The sequence below is a fragment of the Ruegeria sp. CF3 genome (assembly GCF_056537365.1).
This window is the reverse complement of the sequence record NZ_JBQFRK010000004.1, coordinates 199,089-214,078: the sequence shown is the minus strand read 5'-3', so window position 1 is coordinate 214,078 and position 14,990 is coordinate 199,089. Positions and strand designations below refer to the sequence as shown.

The 14,990-nt window shown below is 58.8% G+C and carries 12 protein-coding genes and 4 pseudogenes; 4 read left to right on the top strand and 12 right to left on the bottom strand.

Annotated elements, in window-relative coordinates; genetic code table 11:
* The 3 genes from ACR0KC_RS15505 to ACR0KC_RS15495 are packed head-to-tail and all read right to left on the bottom strand — an operon-like array spanning window position 1 to window position 2,987.
* Window positions 1-504, bottom strand: a complete 504-nt coding sequence (locus ACR0KC_RS15505) for a TRAP transporter small permease subunit (protein ID WP_480791399.1) — start codon at window positions 502-504, stop codon at window positions 1-3.
* Between the two features lie 54 nt (window positions 505-558).
* Window positions 559-1,575: a TRAP transporter substrate-binding protein DctP gene (gene dctP / locus ACR0KC_RS15500; RefSeq protein ID WP_480791400.1), complete on the bottom strand. Its 1,017-nt coding sequence runs from the start codon at window positions 1,573-1,575 to the stop codon at window positions 559-561.
* Window positions 1,576-1,625: 50 nt separating this feature from the next.
* Window positions 1,626-2,987, bottom strand: coding sequence for an FAD-dependent oxidoreductase (locus ACR0KC_RS15495; protein WP_480791401.1), 1,362 nt, complete (start codon window positions 2,985-2,987; stop codon window positions 1,626-1,628).
* Between the two features lie 786 nt (window positions 2,988-3,773).
* On the opposite strand from ACR0KC_RS15495, the gene ACR0KC_RS15490 reads away from it, so the two are divergent.
* Window positions 3,774-4,316 carry a leucine-rich repeat domain-containing protein gene (locus tag ACR0KC_RS15490; protein ID WP_480796357.1) on the top strand — a complete coding sequence of 181 codons (543 nt, stop codon included), beginning with the start codon at window positions 3,774-3,776 and terminating at the stop codon, window positions 4,314-4,316.
* A 31-nt stretch (window positions 4,317-4,347) separates the two neighbouring features.
* Here the strand turns inward: ACR0KC_RS15490 and ACR0KC_RS15485 are convergent.
* Window positions 4,348-4,518 (bottom strand): annotated as a pseudogene (locus tag ACR0KC_RS15485) (integrase core domain-containing protein); the annotation flags it as partial.
* A gap of 62 nt (window positions 4,519-4,580) precedes the next feature.
* Here ACR0KC_RS15485 and ACR0KC_RS15480 point away from each other — a divergent pair.
* Window positions 4,581-5,048, top strand: a complete 468-nt coding sequence (locus ACR0KC_RS15480; RefSeq protein ID WP_267367467.1) for a hypothetical protein — start codon at window positions 4,581-4,583, stop codon at window positions 5,046-5,048.
* On the opposite strand, the pseudogene ACR0KC_RS15475 reads toward ACR0KC_RS15480, so the two are convergent.
* A pseudogene (locus ACR0KC_RS15475) lies at window positions 5,005-5,889 on the bottom strand (IS1595 family transposase); the annotation flags it as partial. The gene ACR0KC_RS15480 and the pseudogene ACR0KC_RS15475 overlap by 44 nt on opposite strands.
* Between ACR0KC_RS15475 and ACR0KC_RS15470 the strand changes: the two are divergent.
* Together ACR0KC_RS15470 and ACR0KC_RS15465 are read left to right on the top strand one after the other, a co-directional pair.
* Window positions 5,826-6,479, top strand: a complete 654-nt coding sequence (locus ACR0KC_RS15470) for an enolase C-terminal domain-like protein (RefSeq protein WP_480796356.1) — start codon at window positions 5,826-5,828, stop codon at window positions 6,477-6,479. The pseudogene ACR0KC_RS15475 and the gene ACR0KC_RS15470 sit on opposite strands and share 64 nt — an antisense overlap.
* A 16-nt stretch (window positions 6,480-6,495) precedes the next feature.
* Complete coding sequence (locus tag ACR0KC_RS15465) at window positions 6,496-7,986, top strand: aldehyde dehydrogenase (NADP(+)) (protein ID WP_480791404.1); 1,491 nt, start codon at window positions 6,496-6,498, stop codon at window positions 7,984-7,986.
* Window positions 7,987-8,106: 120 nt separating this feature from the next.
* Here ACR0KC_RS15465 and ACR0KC_RS15460 read toward each other — a convergent pair whose 3' ends face one another.
* The 7 genes and pseudogenes from ACR0KC_RS15460 to ACR0KC_RS15430 all read right to left on the bottom strand — a co-directional run bounded on the left by ACR0KC_RS15460 (window position 8,107) and on the right by ACR0KC_RS15430 (window position 14,973).
* Window positions 8,107-8,571 carry an N-acetyltransferase family protein gene (locus ACR0KC_RS15460; protein WP_480791405.1) on the bottom strand — a complete coding sequence of 155 codons (465 nt, stop codon included), beginning with the start codon at window positions 8,569-8,571 and terminating at the stop codon, window positions 8,107-8,109.
* A gap of 118 nt (window positions 8,572-8,689) precedes the next feature.
* Window positions 8,690-9,202 (bottom strand): annotated as a pseudogene (locus ACR0KC_RS15455) (IS6 family transposase); the annotation flags it as partial.
* Window positions 9,201-9,539: pseudogene (locus ACR0KC_RS15450) on the bottom strand (FAD-dependent oxidoreductase); the annotation flags it as partial. The pseudogenes ACR0KC_RS15450 and ACR0KC_RS15455, both read right to left, overlap by 2 nt.
* Window positions 9,536-11,569 (bottom strand): dipeptide ABC transporter ATP-binding protein, encoded by a 2,034-nt coding sequence (locus tag ACR0KC_RS15445; RefSeq protein WP_480796355.1) that lies wholly within the window; start codon window positions 11,567-11,569, stop codon window positions 9,536-9,538. The gene ACR0KC_RS15445 and the pseudogene ACR0KC_RS15450, both read right to left, overlap by 4 nt.
* Before the next feature lie 14 nt (window positions 11,570-11,583).
* Window positions 11,584-12,471, bottom strand: a complete 888-nt coding sequence (locus ACR0KC_RS15440; protein WP_480791407.1) for an ABC transporter permease — start codon at window positions 12,469-12,471, stop codon at window positions 11,584-11,586.
* A gap of 3 nt (window positions 12,472-12,474) precedes the next feature.
* Window positions 12,475-13,434, bottom strand: coding sequence for an ABC transporter permease (locus ACR0KC_RS15435; RefSeq protein WP_480791408.1), 960 nt, complete (start codon window positions 13,432-13,434; stop codon window positions 12,475-12,477).
* 60 nt (window positions 13,435-13,494) lie between these two features.
* On the bottom strand, window positions 13,495-14,973 hold the full coding sequence (locus ACR0KC_RS15430) for an ABC transporter substrate-binding protein (protein WP_480791409.1): 1,479 nt from the start codon (window positions 14,971-14,973) through the stop codon (window positions 13,495-13,497).
* Window positions 14,974-14,990: the final 17 nt, after the last annotated feature.

The following is a 14,990-nucleotide window of genomic DNA, read 5'->3' as shown; positions in this document are numbered from 1 at the left end:
CTAGCCCACCAGGCGTTTCATCGAACGGAAGATCTGCGTCACGGCGATCACGCACATGATGCCCGCACTGACCAGCAGCACGGTTTTCAGGATCATCGGCAGAGGCGAGTCCCAACTGGTTCCGGTCGTCTCATGAAGTTTGATCGACAGGCGCGCATTGACCCATGCGCCATAGCCAATCAGTGCCAGATAGGCAGCGGCAACGATAGCCGCCAGCAAGTCCAACCACCGCTGCACCCGCTCGGGCACGTTGTCGTAGATTGCGGTGATCCGGATATGGCTGCCTTCGTAAAGCACCACGATGCCGCCAATCGCGAAACAGCCCCCGACGAGCATGACGACCATGTCCTGCACCCAGATCCGCGGTGCATTGAAGCCGTAACGCATCACCACCTCAAAGCCGATGATGGCAACGCAGATGGCAAAGCCATAGCTGGCAAGCTCGGCCGGTTTCAGCACCCAAGGGAGAGACGGGGCGCGCGCATCAGGCTCTGGCAGTTCCATGGTGGTCCTCGAAGAAAAAAGCCGGGCCGATCACGGCCCGGCAGTTGGAAGAGATCAGTCGATCTGACCGATGGATTTCAGCCAGGCGATCTGGCTTTCATAGACTTTCTGGGCGTGGGGGCTTTTTGCCGCCGTCGCTGCCCAGATTTCCTGTGCCGCCGCGCGGAACTTGGCGCGTTCTTCCGGCGCCCAGTCGATCAGGGTGATGCCCTTTTCTTCGGCCGCCGCCAGCACTTCGGCGTCTGCGTTCTCAAAAGTCTGAAGCATGTCCAGGGCCAAGGTCCGGACACCAAGTTCCAGAAGGGTTTGGGTTTTGGCATCCAGGCTGTTCCAGGTTTCGAGATTCATCGATACGTCGCCCATCGGTATCGAGTGGATACCAGGATAGATCGCGTAGGGTGCAACATTATGCAGGCCCGCGCCGTCGTTAATCGAAATCGTCGACCAGTCGGTGGCCGAGATCACACCCTTTTCGAGCGAGGTGTAAACCTCGGAACCATGCACCGAAACGGGTGCCGCGCCGATTGCCCGGAAAAGATCGGAAGACGGACCCTCTGGCATTCGAACCTTCACGCCTTCAAATTCGGCAACCGTACGGATCGGTTCCTTCATGGGGATGGATTCCACGCCCCACGGCACCGGCCCGATGAAGTGGAGCCCATGTTCGGCATAGATCTTGCGGGCCAATTCAAGGCCACCGCCTTGATAGTACCAGGTGATGAACTGATAGGCGTTGGAATAGCCCGCGTTCATTTCGCACAGCAGACCGAAGGCCGCGTCGACACCGGCATAGTAGCATGGCGTGCTCTTCTGCATGTCCAGAATGCCGGAGCCAACAGCCTGCAGCGTCTGGTTGTGAGCCACAATGGCCTTGTTGGGCAGGACAGTGATGTTGATGTCACCACCCGAAGCCGCATTCATGTTAGCCGCGAATTGCTCAATGACGAGTTGCGGCGCAGATCCGCCGCCCCAGAACGACTGGAGCTTCCAGTTGTGACTTTCGGCCAGCGACGCTGTCGCCGACAGAGCCAGCGCCGCAGCGCCAGCCATCAGGGATTTTGCAAGATTCATGGGCTTCCTCCTGGGGTTTGACATTGATTGCTTGTGCAAAGTCCGGAAAATCAGTCCAGCGCGGCACCTTCGCGGTTCAGAATGTCGCGAACGTCTCCGCCTCGGATGTCGCGCAGCGCGACGCCGTCGCGCAACGCGATGTCCGCTGCCACGGCCGCCGCGTGGCCATAGCCAAAGCACTGGGCCGTGACCCGTGCAGACGCCAGCGCCTCGTGTTCGGCGGCAAGACAACGCCCCGCGACGATGATGTTCTCGCCGATCTCGGGAATGAGCGTGCCGAAAGGAATTTCGTAATAGTCGTCCAAGAGCCATTCGACCTTGGGCTTCTGGCCGGAATGCAATTCGATCGGCCATGGGCAGCGCACGACACCATCGGCATGTTTGTGGCGCCCCACCACGTCCTGGTTGGTCAGACGTTTGACCCCGACAATCGAGCGGGTCTGGCGAATGCCGACCTCGACCCCGGTATCGACGACATAGCTGTCAGCACAGCCCGGAACCTTGTCCCTGAGGAAACGCGCGTATTCGCGCACCTGGTGCCGCGCGACCAGTTCGGCCTCGGTATGATCGACCGGGTTGGTCACATCCAGATCGCGCCCGTCACGACCCAGGATGCGGGTTGCGTTGACCATGAGCTCGTTCGGGCGCGAGGTCGGAAAGATCCAGATCTTCTTGCGCGGAAGATGGTAATTGCCGCTGTTCTCGGCCTCGATCAACGCCTCAATGACGTGTTCCGGGCTGATCGTGTTATCGCCCCAATACTCCAGGTAAGCGCCCACATCGACATTGCCCAACCGGAAGATCATCGTCGGGTTCTGGATGGTGCCGTCCTGCCCCTTGGTGGTGGCCCACCCGGCGCGGTGTACGACATCGGCGTCTCCACTGGCATCAACAACCAGCTTGGCTTCAATCTTGGCCAGGCCGGATTTCGTGTCGACTATCACGCCACGCACGGCAGCCCCATCTCGCAGCACGCCCACGACGCGGGAATGGTAGAGAATGTTCACGCCTGCATCGGACAAAAAGTCGTCCGCGTTTTCGCGCCACATGTGCGGGTCATGCGTGACCGTCCAGGTCTTGCCATAGCGCTGCGGTTCCGTAAGACCGCCACGCACGATCAACCGCTTGCGGAACTCGTCGGCAAAACCGAACACGACTTGCTCGGCACGATTGGCGTTCCGATCGCTGGACATGTAGAGACCGCAAATCGTTCCCGACATACCGGCAACCGCTCCACCGCCGCAGAAACCGTAGCGCTCGATCATGAGAACCTGATGCCCTTTTCGGGCGATGTTCGTTGCTGCCGAGACACCAGCAGCGCCCCCACCGGCAACGATCACGTCAAACTGGCCCAGGCTTGGGATCGCCGCTTCGTTCAGCACTCCTTGAATTGCGTAATCGTCGGAAAGCATGGCATCGCCCTGTTCGAATTATTGATACGTCATCTGATATGTCAAATAATGTAGTACGGTCAATGAATCTGACAGCGCTCTTTCGTACCAGCGCAAGACAGCCTCTATGGTTCGGAAAACATGGAGAATAATCGAACAAGGAAACTTCTGTAAGGACGACCCTTCAGCACATTTCCAAGCTCACGGTTTCTACTTTCAGATGCCAACGCCGGAAAGTGGCCAGTTGATTCCCTCGGTTCCAGGACAGATGTCCTTGGCGTTCGGAACTCTCCTTTGCGATAGAACACACTGTGAAACTTCAGACAGATTGAGATTGCGCATCGAGATATCGAATGGCCGCTGCGGGGAAGTTGCGGCGGTATGTCGACGACAGAGGAGAGGGTTTTGTTTGTGCGATTTCTCTTGAAGCGAAATACCGCAATGCACAGCAGACCAGACACTGCAGTCAATTAGCTAAATGCTCGCTAAGTCCCGCAGTGTTCGCTTTCATCACCCTGAGGAACGTGGTCTGCAATCGACCGAGAGCCGCCGAATGCATCCGCAGCGTCTAAGCTGAGCGGCAATGGCGGTTCAGGGCTCAAATGGCTTGTTCAAGCTCACTGCAGAAACAGGCGGCAAAGAGCCTGTAGTGCAGAGACCGCGGCTTGAATAAATGCCTGCTTTTCGCCCCAAACGCAACAGTCACAGATTGACCACATTCGATCGGTAACCACCAATTGTATGAGGAAAACTATCTTACTATTTATTATTGCCTCAGCCGCATTTGCGGCATGGCAGTACAAACTGATGAGAACTGCAAACCAACAACTTGTTGTAGCCGAGCAGCGGGTTGCAGATGCAATTTCTGCCGGAACCAATAACCTAAGCTTCAGCGACCTTGTCGATCTTCGGAAGCTGCCAGCCAACATCGGCGATGTTCCAAACTTAAAATACCTGAATGCACGGGGAACCAGCTTAAGCGATCTGACCGGGCTGGAAGGGAACACGACGCTCGAACATCTTGACGTGAACATGACACGGGTTTCCGATCTCAAACCGCTTCAGGGCTTGCCGAACCTGAAGCTGGTCTACCTCCATGATACCTGGGTGTCTGATGTGTCACCCATAGCAGCAATACCGTCACTTGAGCGCCTTGATATTGGTAAGACACAAATTGACACGCTGCGGCCTGTTACACAGATCGAAAGTTTGGTCTGGTTGAATCTTCACAACAGCCACGCGCTTGATGGGTCTCGTGAGCACTTTGCGATCCTGGAGGAGCGTCCATTTCTTGAGTTGTCAGGTGGGAGCGCCTACCGCCAAGACTATCGACCGGGTTGGCAGTACTGAGCAGCCTCATCTGACTGGTCCAAGTTGATTGTTAGTGCATCATTGGCCTGTGATCCATTGAGATGATGGTTTCGGGCGCTGGCGGGCGGTAGCCCAGTGCACTGTGGGGGCGTTTTGTGTTGTAGTGTCTCCTCCATTGTTCGATCAGGATTTGTGCTTCGCGCAGGCTGTAGAAGATTTCGCCGTTGAGCAGCTCGGTCTTAGGTAGCAAATGCACCAAATTGCCATCTGGATGGCTGGCGAGATCTCGTGTGGAATGGCGGTATGTCGAAACCATTGATTGTTCACACGCTGACAGAGAAGCGGGCCGAGATACTGGGCCAGATTAAAGCATACGAGGCGCAGATCGCGCATGCGAAGCACGATCTGGCGCATGTGAACGCGACGATTGAACTGTTCGCCGCACCTGAGCGGCAGCGTGCCCGGTACATTGTGAGCCATGGGTTCTTCAAGAAAGGCGAGATCGCGGATATCTGCATCCGCCATCTCGGGGTCGATGCTGAGCTGACCACGAGAGAACTTGCCGAGCGCGTAATGGCGGAGCGCAACCTGGACATCTCAGATACTGCGCTTAGGAACTCGGTGGTCTTCAAGGTCGTCCAGGCGCTGCGACATGCCAGGCGACGAAAGCTCGTCAGGATGATCGAGAAGAAGAAAGGCATGTGTGTCTGGGGTGCCGGCGACGCCGTCACGCTGCGCGCCGTTGCCAATACCCTTTCCACGACCGGCTGACCGGGGACGCGAGCGCGCCGCCGATCAAGTAATCCGCCAGGCGGCCATTGCTCTCCTCCCGATGATCCTCGAGCCAGGCTGCATGCGCCGCGTATGCATCGAGATACCTTCCTTCGACTTTCAGGTGCTGTCCGCCAATCATCCGTCTGAGCCGTGAGAAGAAGCTCTCGGCAAGGTTGGTATGGGCTCCTCCGACGCTGTAACCCTCTGAATGATTGATCCTTTGCATGTCGAAATCTGTTTCCAGAGGATCCCAATGCGCAACTTCATCGGCCGAGACGACGGTTTCTGGAGCGATCCTTTCCCTTGCGAACTCGACGCCCTGCGCCTCCCGAAGAAAGGTTCTCGTCACTGTTCGACCGCCTCGCTGGCGGAGTACGACAACCACCCGACGCTTCCCACTCCGGTTGGCGCGACGCCGCCTGTCAACACGCTCTTCCCGCAGGTTGGCGGGCCGGACATGGCCACCGAACGCGGCACCATCAATCTCGACCTCGCCGCCCAGACGGACATCCCGGGTCTCCGCCCACATTGCTTCCCTGAGCTTGTGCATGAGCACGAACGCCGTCTTGTGCTGCACATCCAGATCACGTGACATCTGAACCGCAGACACTCCCTTCGCCGCATTCACGAACAGACAGATCGCGCCCAGGAGATCGACAAAGGCGAGCTTTCGAGAGGCGAAGATTGTGCCCGACGTCACGCTGAATTGCCGATAGCAGGCCGCGCACTTGAATCGACGCCTGGTCGTCAGGTCGTAAACATCAATGCACCCGCATGCAGGGCAGATCGGTTCACCATCGTTCTCCGGCCAACGCAGTCGGCAGAACCGACGGTATGCCGCAGGAAGTCGACGATGTGGTGACATTTGTCGAGAGCGTTCACGCCATCACCGACCGGCGGATGATCTTTGTCGAAGAGGCGATCGGTCCGGACGCGCCGGAAGGGTTCAGGGAACTGCGGTCGCGCATTGAAGTCGATGTATGCGGGGGCGAGATCATCACGACACCAAAAGAAATGATCGATCGTATCAATGACGATGTTTACGATTTTGTTCAGCCTGACGCCTCGGTCATGGGGGGTATCTCTGCCGTCATGGATGTTTTCGAAGCAGCCAAGGCCAAGGACACCCCGGTCGTCGTTCATGCCTGGGGCGGTGCTGCCGCGATCATGGCAAGCTATCACGCCGCTTTTGCCGCAGGTGGGAAACTCGTCGAGTTTCCGATGCTGGATTTCCCTTTGGGGCGTGAGATGATGGGTGATCAGGGCCAGATCGTTAATGGCAATCTCAAGCGGCCCACCGCACCGGGTCTGGGTTTGACCCTGACACCGGAAATCGAGGCGCGATACCCGTTTGATGAAACCGCCGTCTATTCCTGCGCCCTGATTGATTTCGGCCCACCCCCTGACAGCTATTGGGCACGGGATTGAGAACGGGAGAGATCGAATGCTGAAAACCACGCATCTGATTGCAGGCAAATGGATCGGGGGTGAGGCGCTATTCACCAACGAACCGGTCAATGGCAAGGCTGACAGCTTTGCTGTCGGAACTCCGGACCTTGTTGATCGTGCCTGCCAGGCGGCCGAGGACGCATTTTGGTCCTATGGTTATTCCGACCGCGACACACGGGCTGGTTTCCTGCGCCGGATTGCCGACGAGATCGATGCGCGGGGTGATGACATCACCGATATGGGGATCAAGGAAACGGGTCTTCCAGAGGCCCGTCTTGTTGGTGAACGTGCGCGCACCACGGGGCAGCTCAGGATATTTGCCGAACATATCGAGGCCGGGGACTATCTGGACCGACGTCATGACAAGGCATTGCGCGACCGTGCCCCACTGCCACGGCCCGATCTGCGCATGATGCAACGCCCCATCGGACCTGTTGCCATCTTTGGTGCATCGAACTTCCCGCTGGCATTCTCAACGGCGGGCGGCGATACCGCCGCCGCGCTTGCCGCGGGTTGCCCCGTGGTGGTCAAGGCCCATTCAGCGCATCCCGGCGTCAGTGACCTGGTGGCACAGGCCATCAACGCCGCCATAAAAGCCCTGGCCCTGCACCCTGGCGTGTTCAGCCAGGTTCAGGGCGGCAACCGCGCGGTCGGAACCGCACTTGTTCAACACCCCTGCATCAAGGCTGTCGGGTTCACGGGTTCGCTGGCCGGAGGGCGCGCCCTGTTCGATCTCTGTGCATCAAGACCAGATCCAATCCCGTTTTTTGGCGAACTGGGCTCGATCAACCCGATGTTCATCCTGCCACAAGCGTTGTCGAACCGTGGCCCCCAGATTGCCGAGGGGTGGGTCGGGTCGCTGACCATGGGGGCGGGGCAGTTCTGCACCAATCCCGGGGTCGCAATGATGCTGGAAGGACCAGAGGCCGAAGCCTTCACACAAGACGTTTCGACCGCTTTGGGTCCGGTGGGGAGCCAAACCATGTTGACCCGGGGGATCGCTGAGGCGTTTCAAAGCGGGCGCGACCGGCTAGCCGCCGCACCAGGTGTGCACTCAGTCATGACTTCGGGCTGTGATAACCGGCAGGCCACGCCCAGCCTGTTTGCAACAACCGCAGCCGAATGGCTGGCGAACAAGGAATTGGGTGAAGAAGTATTTGGCCCGGTCGGAATGATCGTCAAGGCACGTTCGCGCGAAGAGGTGCTTTCTGTCGCCCATTCGTTGCAAGGTCAGTTGACCTGCACCATGCATATTGAGGCAGGCGACGCGCAGTTTGCCCAAGACCTGCTTCCCGTTCTGGAGCGCAAAGCAGGACGGGTGCTGGCCAATGGCTTCCCCACCGGGGTGGAAGTCTGTGACAGCATGGTCCACGGCGGCCCCTACCCGGCCAGCACCAATTTTGGGGCAACCTCGGTTGGAACCCTTTCAATACGCAGGTTCCTTCGACCGGTTTGTTACCAGAACATGCCGCACGACCTACGGTGACACTGCCGATCGAGTGAAGCCAGTTAGGTGCAGGCGTTTATGGGCGCCATCCTTGAGCGTATGCGGTGGACGCAGGAACCGCACCAACCAAGCACTCACAGCGCCGAAAACCAAACGTCTCTACGGCAAATCAAACCGCTTACCGACCGCACCCTCGATACTGCGATAGGTCCGGAACCCCATTGCATCGTAATAGCCAAGTGCATCCGAATGCTGCGCGCCAATCGTTGCATCAATCGAACGGATACCGGCATCCGAAGCGGCGTTAAGGGTGCTGCGGAACAGAGCAGACCCGACGCCTTGACGCAATGCGGCACTGCTGACGTAGGTCCCAATGACCCCCCATCCAGACGGGACCTCGTAGTCATTCCCGGATCGAGCAATCTTCAGTGACTGGAACCCGACCACCCTGCCCTGTTCATCAGATGCAACAGAGCATTTGATGCTGTCAGGATGGTCTATATAGAAGCCACGGACATGCTCCATTGAACCGGGCCTGGAGCTTTGCCACTTGTCGAGAACATCAATAAGAATACGACTCATCTCGGCCGCATCAGCCATCACGGCTTGTCTGATCTGAAGCATTACGACCTCATTTTGTCTAACGGCTTTGTGCCAGCTGCTCTACCGGTTCGTTACTTTTTCTGGAAGGATGTGTCGCAAACATTTGGAACGGCCAAAGTCAGCGACTTACTGGATACACCTATCCTGCGATCTCGGCGAATAGCTGAAAGCCGGAAGTCGTATCGCTTGGGAATTGCCGCTTCCGGATCATATCGGCGACTTCGATGCCGTCCAAAGTGGCTGATGCGGATCTGAACGATTTTAACCCACACATGTGCCGTACGCGACGCTTGATAAACCGATGATCCTGTTCGATCAGGTTATTCAGATACTTGGACCTGACCGTTTGGATTTTGGCTGGGCAGCCAAACCGATTAAGGATTTTGTTCACCTCTCGAATGCCAGCCGCGTTGGCGCCACTTTTGTCTATGACGATCTTGCTCGGGATTCCATTTGAAGACAGCGCTTTGGCAAAGAATCTTGCTGCTGCTGGACGATTCCTGCGCTCAGACAGTATGAAATCAATAGTATTCCCAGCTTTGTCCACTGCCCGATAGAGGTACATCCATTTGCTGCGAACACGAATATAGGTCTCGTCCATGCGCCATGAACTCAGCGTTGGACGCTTCTTTGACTGCGCACGAGCTGCGACGATCGGCGACGAGCTTGAAGCCCTCGCTGTCGATCTCGTAACTCGGCGACTGGCTTTCGGGCACGGCAGCGCCCATGTCGCGTGCGCGGTCTTCGAATTCGCGTCCGATACCGCCTGCCTCGACGGTCGCTTCGTCGCGATACCAGGCGAAACCTTCGACACCAACGACGGTGATGTTGCCGCCGAAGCATCCAAACCTCTCTACCAGACAGACCTCGACCCCAGCCCGCGCTGCCGCAAGAGCTGCGGCAAGCCCCCCGGAGCCGGATCCGATCATAAGCACGTCCGCATTGTGGATGACCGGCGTCTGCCGGGTAGGTTCGGTGATGACAGTCATGTTGCCCTCAAAGGAATGGACAGATCAGTATCCAGAAGATCTGCGCGGTGGCACCAGATCGAGTGACCATCGGAAAACGTCCTGCGAGGCGGCGCAGCCTCTTCGCAAATGGAGCCAAGCCGCTTCGGACACCGCCGCTGAAAAGGGCATCCCTTTGCCGGCGGGCTGAGCTCGACCACATCACCTGCCGAAAGAGTGGGGGCAAAGTCCGGGTCGGGTTCCAGAACCGCTCCCAGCAGGACCTCGGTATAGGGATGCGAGACGGAACTGTAGACATCGCTGGTCGAGCCAAGTTCGCACAGGCGACCCTGATAGAGAACGGCGACCCTGTCGGAAAGGGCCTTGACCACCGCAAGGTCGTGGCTGACGAAAATGTAGCTGGTGCTGTTGTCACGCCTCAGATCGTCAAGCAGTTCCAGAACTGCCGCCTGTACTGATACGTCGAGCGCCGATGTGATCTCATCGCAAAGAACCAGTTCGGGCTGTGCAGCGAATGCACGCGCCACGGCGACGCGCTGTTTCTCCCCGCCTGACAGCTGGCCTGGCAACCGATCCAGATAATGCGCGCCGAGGCGCACCTGTTCCAGCAAAGCGGCAGACCTATCCAGCAGATCCTGCCCGCTCAAGCCGAAATAGAGCTTTAGCGGCTGAGCCAGGATTTGCGCGATCGTCTGACGCGGGTTTAAACTCTCGTCGGGGTTCTGAAAAATCAGCTGAACCTGACGAAGATGCTGACCAGCGCGGTCCTCGACCCGGGGAGGAAGATCGTCTTGTCCTTTCAGAATGACGCGTCCGGACAGGGGCGGAAGCAACCCGGCGATCGACTTGAGGATGGTCGACTTGCCTGAACCGCTCTCTCCGACCAGTCCCAGGGTTTCTCCGTGGCGCAGCGCAATGTTAATCCCGTCCACGGTTGCAACGGCTTGTGTTTCGCGCCGCAGCAGACGGTCAAGCAGGCCAGGCACAGCATAAGAAATGGCCATGTCTTGAAGGTCGAGTGAAAGCGCGTCCGGCAACGACCGCTCGCCAGCCTCGCGTTCACCGGTCAGGGGGATGGAGCGGACCTGTTCGGGAAGGTGACAGCGCGTGCGCGACCCGCCAGAGGTCTCCCGCAGGTCTGGACGCTCCGCCTTGCATCGGTCCGCAGCGATGGTGCAGCGTGTGGCAAAGGCGCAGCCGCTTCCCGCCTGCCCCGGTGCTGGCGGGCGCCCGTCAAGCGCCCGCGGCAGGCACTTGTCTGAGAGTTTTGGAATGGAGGCCAGCAACCCGCGCGCATAGGGGTGATCCGGATCGCGCAGCACCTGGCGGGCGGTGCCTTCCAGCACGATTTCGCCTGCGTACATGACCACGACATGGTCGCAGACGCGCGCTATGGCGCCAAGGTCATGGCTGACATAGACCATCGCCATGCCGGTGTCGCGGGCAAGATCGCGCAAGAGCTCCAGTATATGTGCCTGCGTCGTCACATCGAGACCGGTGGTCGGTTCGTCCAGCAGCAGGGCTTCGGGTTCACCTGCCAGTGCCATGGCGATGGCGACCCGCTGTTGTTGTCCACCGGACAACTCATGCGGATACCGCCTGGCGATCGCGGTAGGATCAGGCAGGCGAACCTGTGCCAGCAATTCGACCACGCGGGCCTCGTGTTTGGCTTCGGGCAAGGCGCTGTGAAGCCGCAAAGCTTCCCGGATCTGGGCGCCAACCCGAAGGCTCGGTGTCAGCGACTGGCCAGAGTTTTGTGGGATCAGCGCAAGCCGCCCCCCGCGGATGCGTTCCAACGCGCGACGGTCCTGGGCGAACATGTCCGTCCCATTGAAGCTTGCACTGCCGTCCATAACCTTCAGGCCGGTCTTGAGATACCCCATCATGGCCAGTGCAAGGGTGCTTTTTCCCGACCCGCTTTCGCCCACAAGACCGATGCTTTCCCCGGCAGCCACCGATACGCTGATATTGCGCAGCACTGGCAGCATCCCTCCGGCACGTCCCCGAAATCCGATGCTGAGGTTCTCGACCGAGATCACGGTCTTTGACAATTTCGCCTGCTGCATCATACCGGAGCCTTCTGTGCGCGGTCGATGCCAAGTGCCTTGGCCAGTGCATCCGCGGTCAGGTTGATGCCGATGATCAATGAGGACAGACCGACCATTGGCGCGAGAACCCCGAGAGGAGAGAACGACATAAAGCCGCGTGCGTCAGCGATCATGAGCCCCCAGTCCGGCGTGGGTGGCGATACGCCGAAGCCCAGGAAGGACAGCGACGAAAATGCCAGGAGCATCCAGGACCAACGCATCGCTCCTTCGACAAGCAGCGCGTCGCGCACGTTCGGCAACAACTCGCGCCAGATGATCGAGAAATGACCATGGCCGCGCGCACGGGCGGCCTGCACGAAATCACGGGCCACCACGTCATGCGTTGCTGCGCGCGCAATTCGTATGACCGGGATGCCATAGAAGAACGCCAGCGTCGGGATCAACACTTCGGTGCCGGTTCCGAAAGTGACGATCAAGACCAGCATCTTCAGAATCCAGGGCAACGACAGGAAGGCATCGACGACGCGCATCAGGACCTCGTCCAGACGCCCGCCCGTCAAACCGACGAAGACTCCGACCAATCCGCCCCAAAGGACCGCCAGCGGCGTGGCGATGCCTGTGACCAAGATGGCCTCGCGCCCGCCGAGCAGAGTTCTTGTCAGCGTATCCCGCCCAAGATGGTCTGTGCCCAACCAATGCTCGGATGTCGGCCCCGATAGCATCAAGCCCGCGTTCATTTCCGTGTAGTTGAAGGGAACGATCCACGGGCCGATCAGCGCCAGAACAAGATGTGAGATGACAAGGGCAAGTCCGATCGCACCCGATGGGCGGGCAGAGATGTCCCTCAGGACGGCCAGAAACCTCTGGAGTGGGCCGGGGCGTCGATATGTTGAAATATGTGCCATGACTTATTTCCCGCGCATATGGGCAGTGCGCAGGCGCGGATTGGCAATCATCGTCAGAAGATCAGCCAGAAGGTTCACGCCGACGTAGACCGAAGCGATGATCAGAGCGATGGCCTGGGTGACCGGTAGGTCCCGATCCGAGATGCTGTCAATCATCATCCGGCCAAGACCGGGATAGTTGAACACGGTCTCGATCACCACCACACCGCCAAGAAGCCAGGCGATGGTCAGCGCGACCACGTTGATCGTCGGCAAAAGAGCATTGGGCAGAATATGCCGAAACACGATCTGCCAATAGGGGACACCTTTCAGGAGCGCCATCTGCGAATAGTCGGACGCCAGCGTTTCGATCACCGACGACCGGACAGTCCGCAGAATATGAGCCGTCATCACCAGTGTCAGTACACCGATGGGCAACAGCACTTCGGGGAAAAACTCGGCCAGAGGCGCGTTCGTCGATGTCAGAACAATGCCTGGCACCCAGCCAAGCCAGACCGAGAATACCAGAATCATCAAGGTTGCGGAAACGAACTCGGGGATGGTCATCGCGGCGATTGCGGTCGTGGATACGATGATATCCGCGGGCCTGTCGCGCCACAGGGCGGCAACGATGCCAAGAAACAGCGCAAGAGGGATTCCGACCAGCATTGCGCCGGACGCCAGCAAAAGCGTGTTGCGCAAGCGATAACCGACCAGCTCGGATATCTGCTTTTGCCCGTTGGCCGAAACGCCGAAGTCACCCCGCAGGGCATTTCCGGCCCATTCCGAATAGCGGGTGATGGCCGGACGATCGAGGCCCAGATCCTGTCGGCAATTCTCAAGCAGTTTGCCCTGTGCCTCGCGCTCGAGAAAGGCGGTACAGGCATCACCCGGCAGCATTTCAACGCCGGCGAAGATGATGATCGAGACAAGCCAGACGGTAATGGCCCCGAGGCCCAGCCGTCGCAGGAGCATGGAAAGCATGTTCTGAATCCGTTCAGGCAGGAATGACAGGGGCGTCTTTCACGCCCCGGTCCCTATCGTTCAGTTCACTGTCACAAGGTGCCAGCGCACCGAGTTGTTTTCGACAGCGTCAAGGTTCTCCACCCGGGATGACGTGCCGACCAGTCGCGTCACGTGGTACGGGATCAGAGTGCCAGCGGTTTCCCAAAGATACTCCTGTGCCTGAACATACAGGGCGCGACGCGCGTCAAAGTCGAGTTCCTGACGGGCTTGAGACAGGAGCGCGTCGAAATCCGTATCCTTGTAGTAGCTTTCGTTCCACTTGGCGGTGCTGAGGTAGATCTCGTTCAGCGCCTGATCCGCCGGACGCTCGTTCCAGCGCGTGGTCACTGCATCCTTTTGCATCCAGACATCGCTCCAGAACCCGTCTGACGGCACCTGGACGATATTGACCCGGATGCCGGCCGCGGCCGCCTGGTTCTGATAGACCTCGGCCAGAACGGGCCATGTCGGTTCGAGCGTGGCGACATGCAGATCGATGTCCAGCCCATCAGGATAGCCCGCCTCTGCCAGCAGCGCCTTCGCGCGGTCGATATCCTGCCCGCAATCGATATCAGCGCGGTATTGATCGCGCGGACCAACAGGGCTGTCGCAGGCAACCACCGCTCCGCCGCCCATTACCAAGTCCACCATGCCCTGACGGTCGGCAGCAAGGCGAAGCGCCATGCGCACACGAACATCGTCAAAGGGCGCGACGTCCGTTCGGAACACCAGACCGCGCCAGTTGCCGGTCGGAATTGTCTGTATTTCGAACTTGTCGGACCCAGACAGCATGACGCTTTGCTGCGCCGTGATACCGCGTTCCATGTCGATCTGCCCGCCGAGCAAAGCCTGCAAGCGCGCCTGCGCATCGGGAATGCCGATGATTTCCATCTCGGCGACACCCGGGGCGCCTTCGAAATAGTCCATGTTTGCCTCGAGCCTCGTTACACCCTCGGCGTCAAAGCTGACCAGTCGGAAAGGGCCGGTGCCGATACCTGTCGCTGCAATCGTGTCACCCGAGCCTTCGGGGATCATCCGCAGACGATAGTCCATCAGCAAAAGCGGAAGGTCCGCAAAGGAATTGTTCAGAGTCAGTTTGACGGTGTCCCCGTCCACGGCCTCGACCTTGTTGATCATGGCAATGGCCGAACGTGCCGGGCTGTCCATCTCGGGGTCAAGGACGCGTTCCAGGGAATAGACAACGTCCTCGGACCCGAAGGTCGTGCCGTCGTGGAACGTGACACCGTTCCGAAGTTCCAGCGTCCATTCCGTTGCATCCTCGTTCGCCGACCAGCTGACAGCCAGATCCGGCGAAGGGCGTCCGTCCATGTCAGGCCGGACAAGGCGGCTCATGATCTTTTCGGTGATCTGGAACACCCGACCCTTCGAAATCGGGTCAAGGCTCGAAGCCGCGCCTGATCCGACCTCGTGCGCCTGCCGGAAAACTCCGGTTGGTTCGGCCCAGGCCATTGAAGCCGTTAGCGCCAGCCCGGATACCATTCCTAGAAAAATTTTCATTTGTAGTCCTCCCTTTG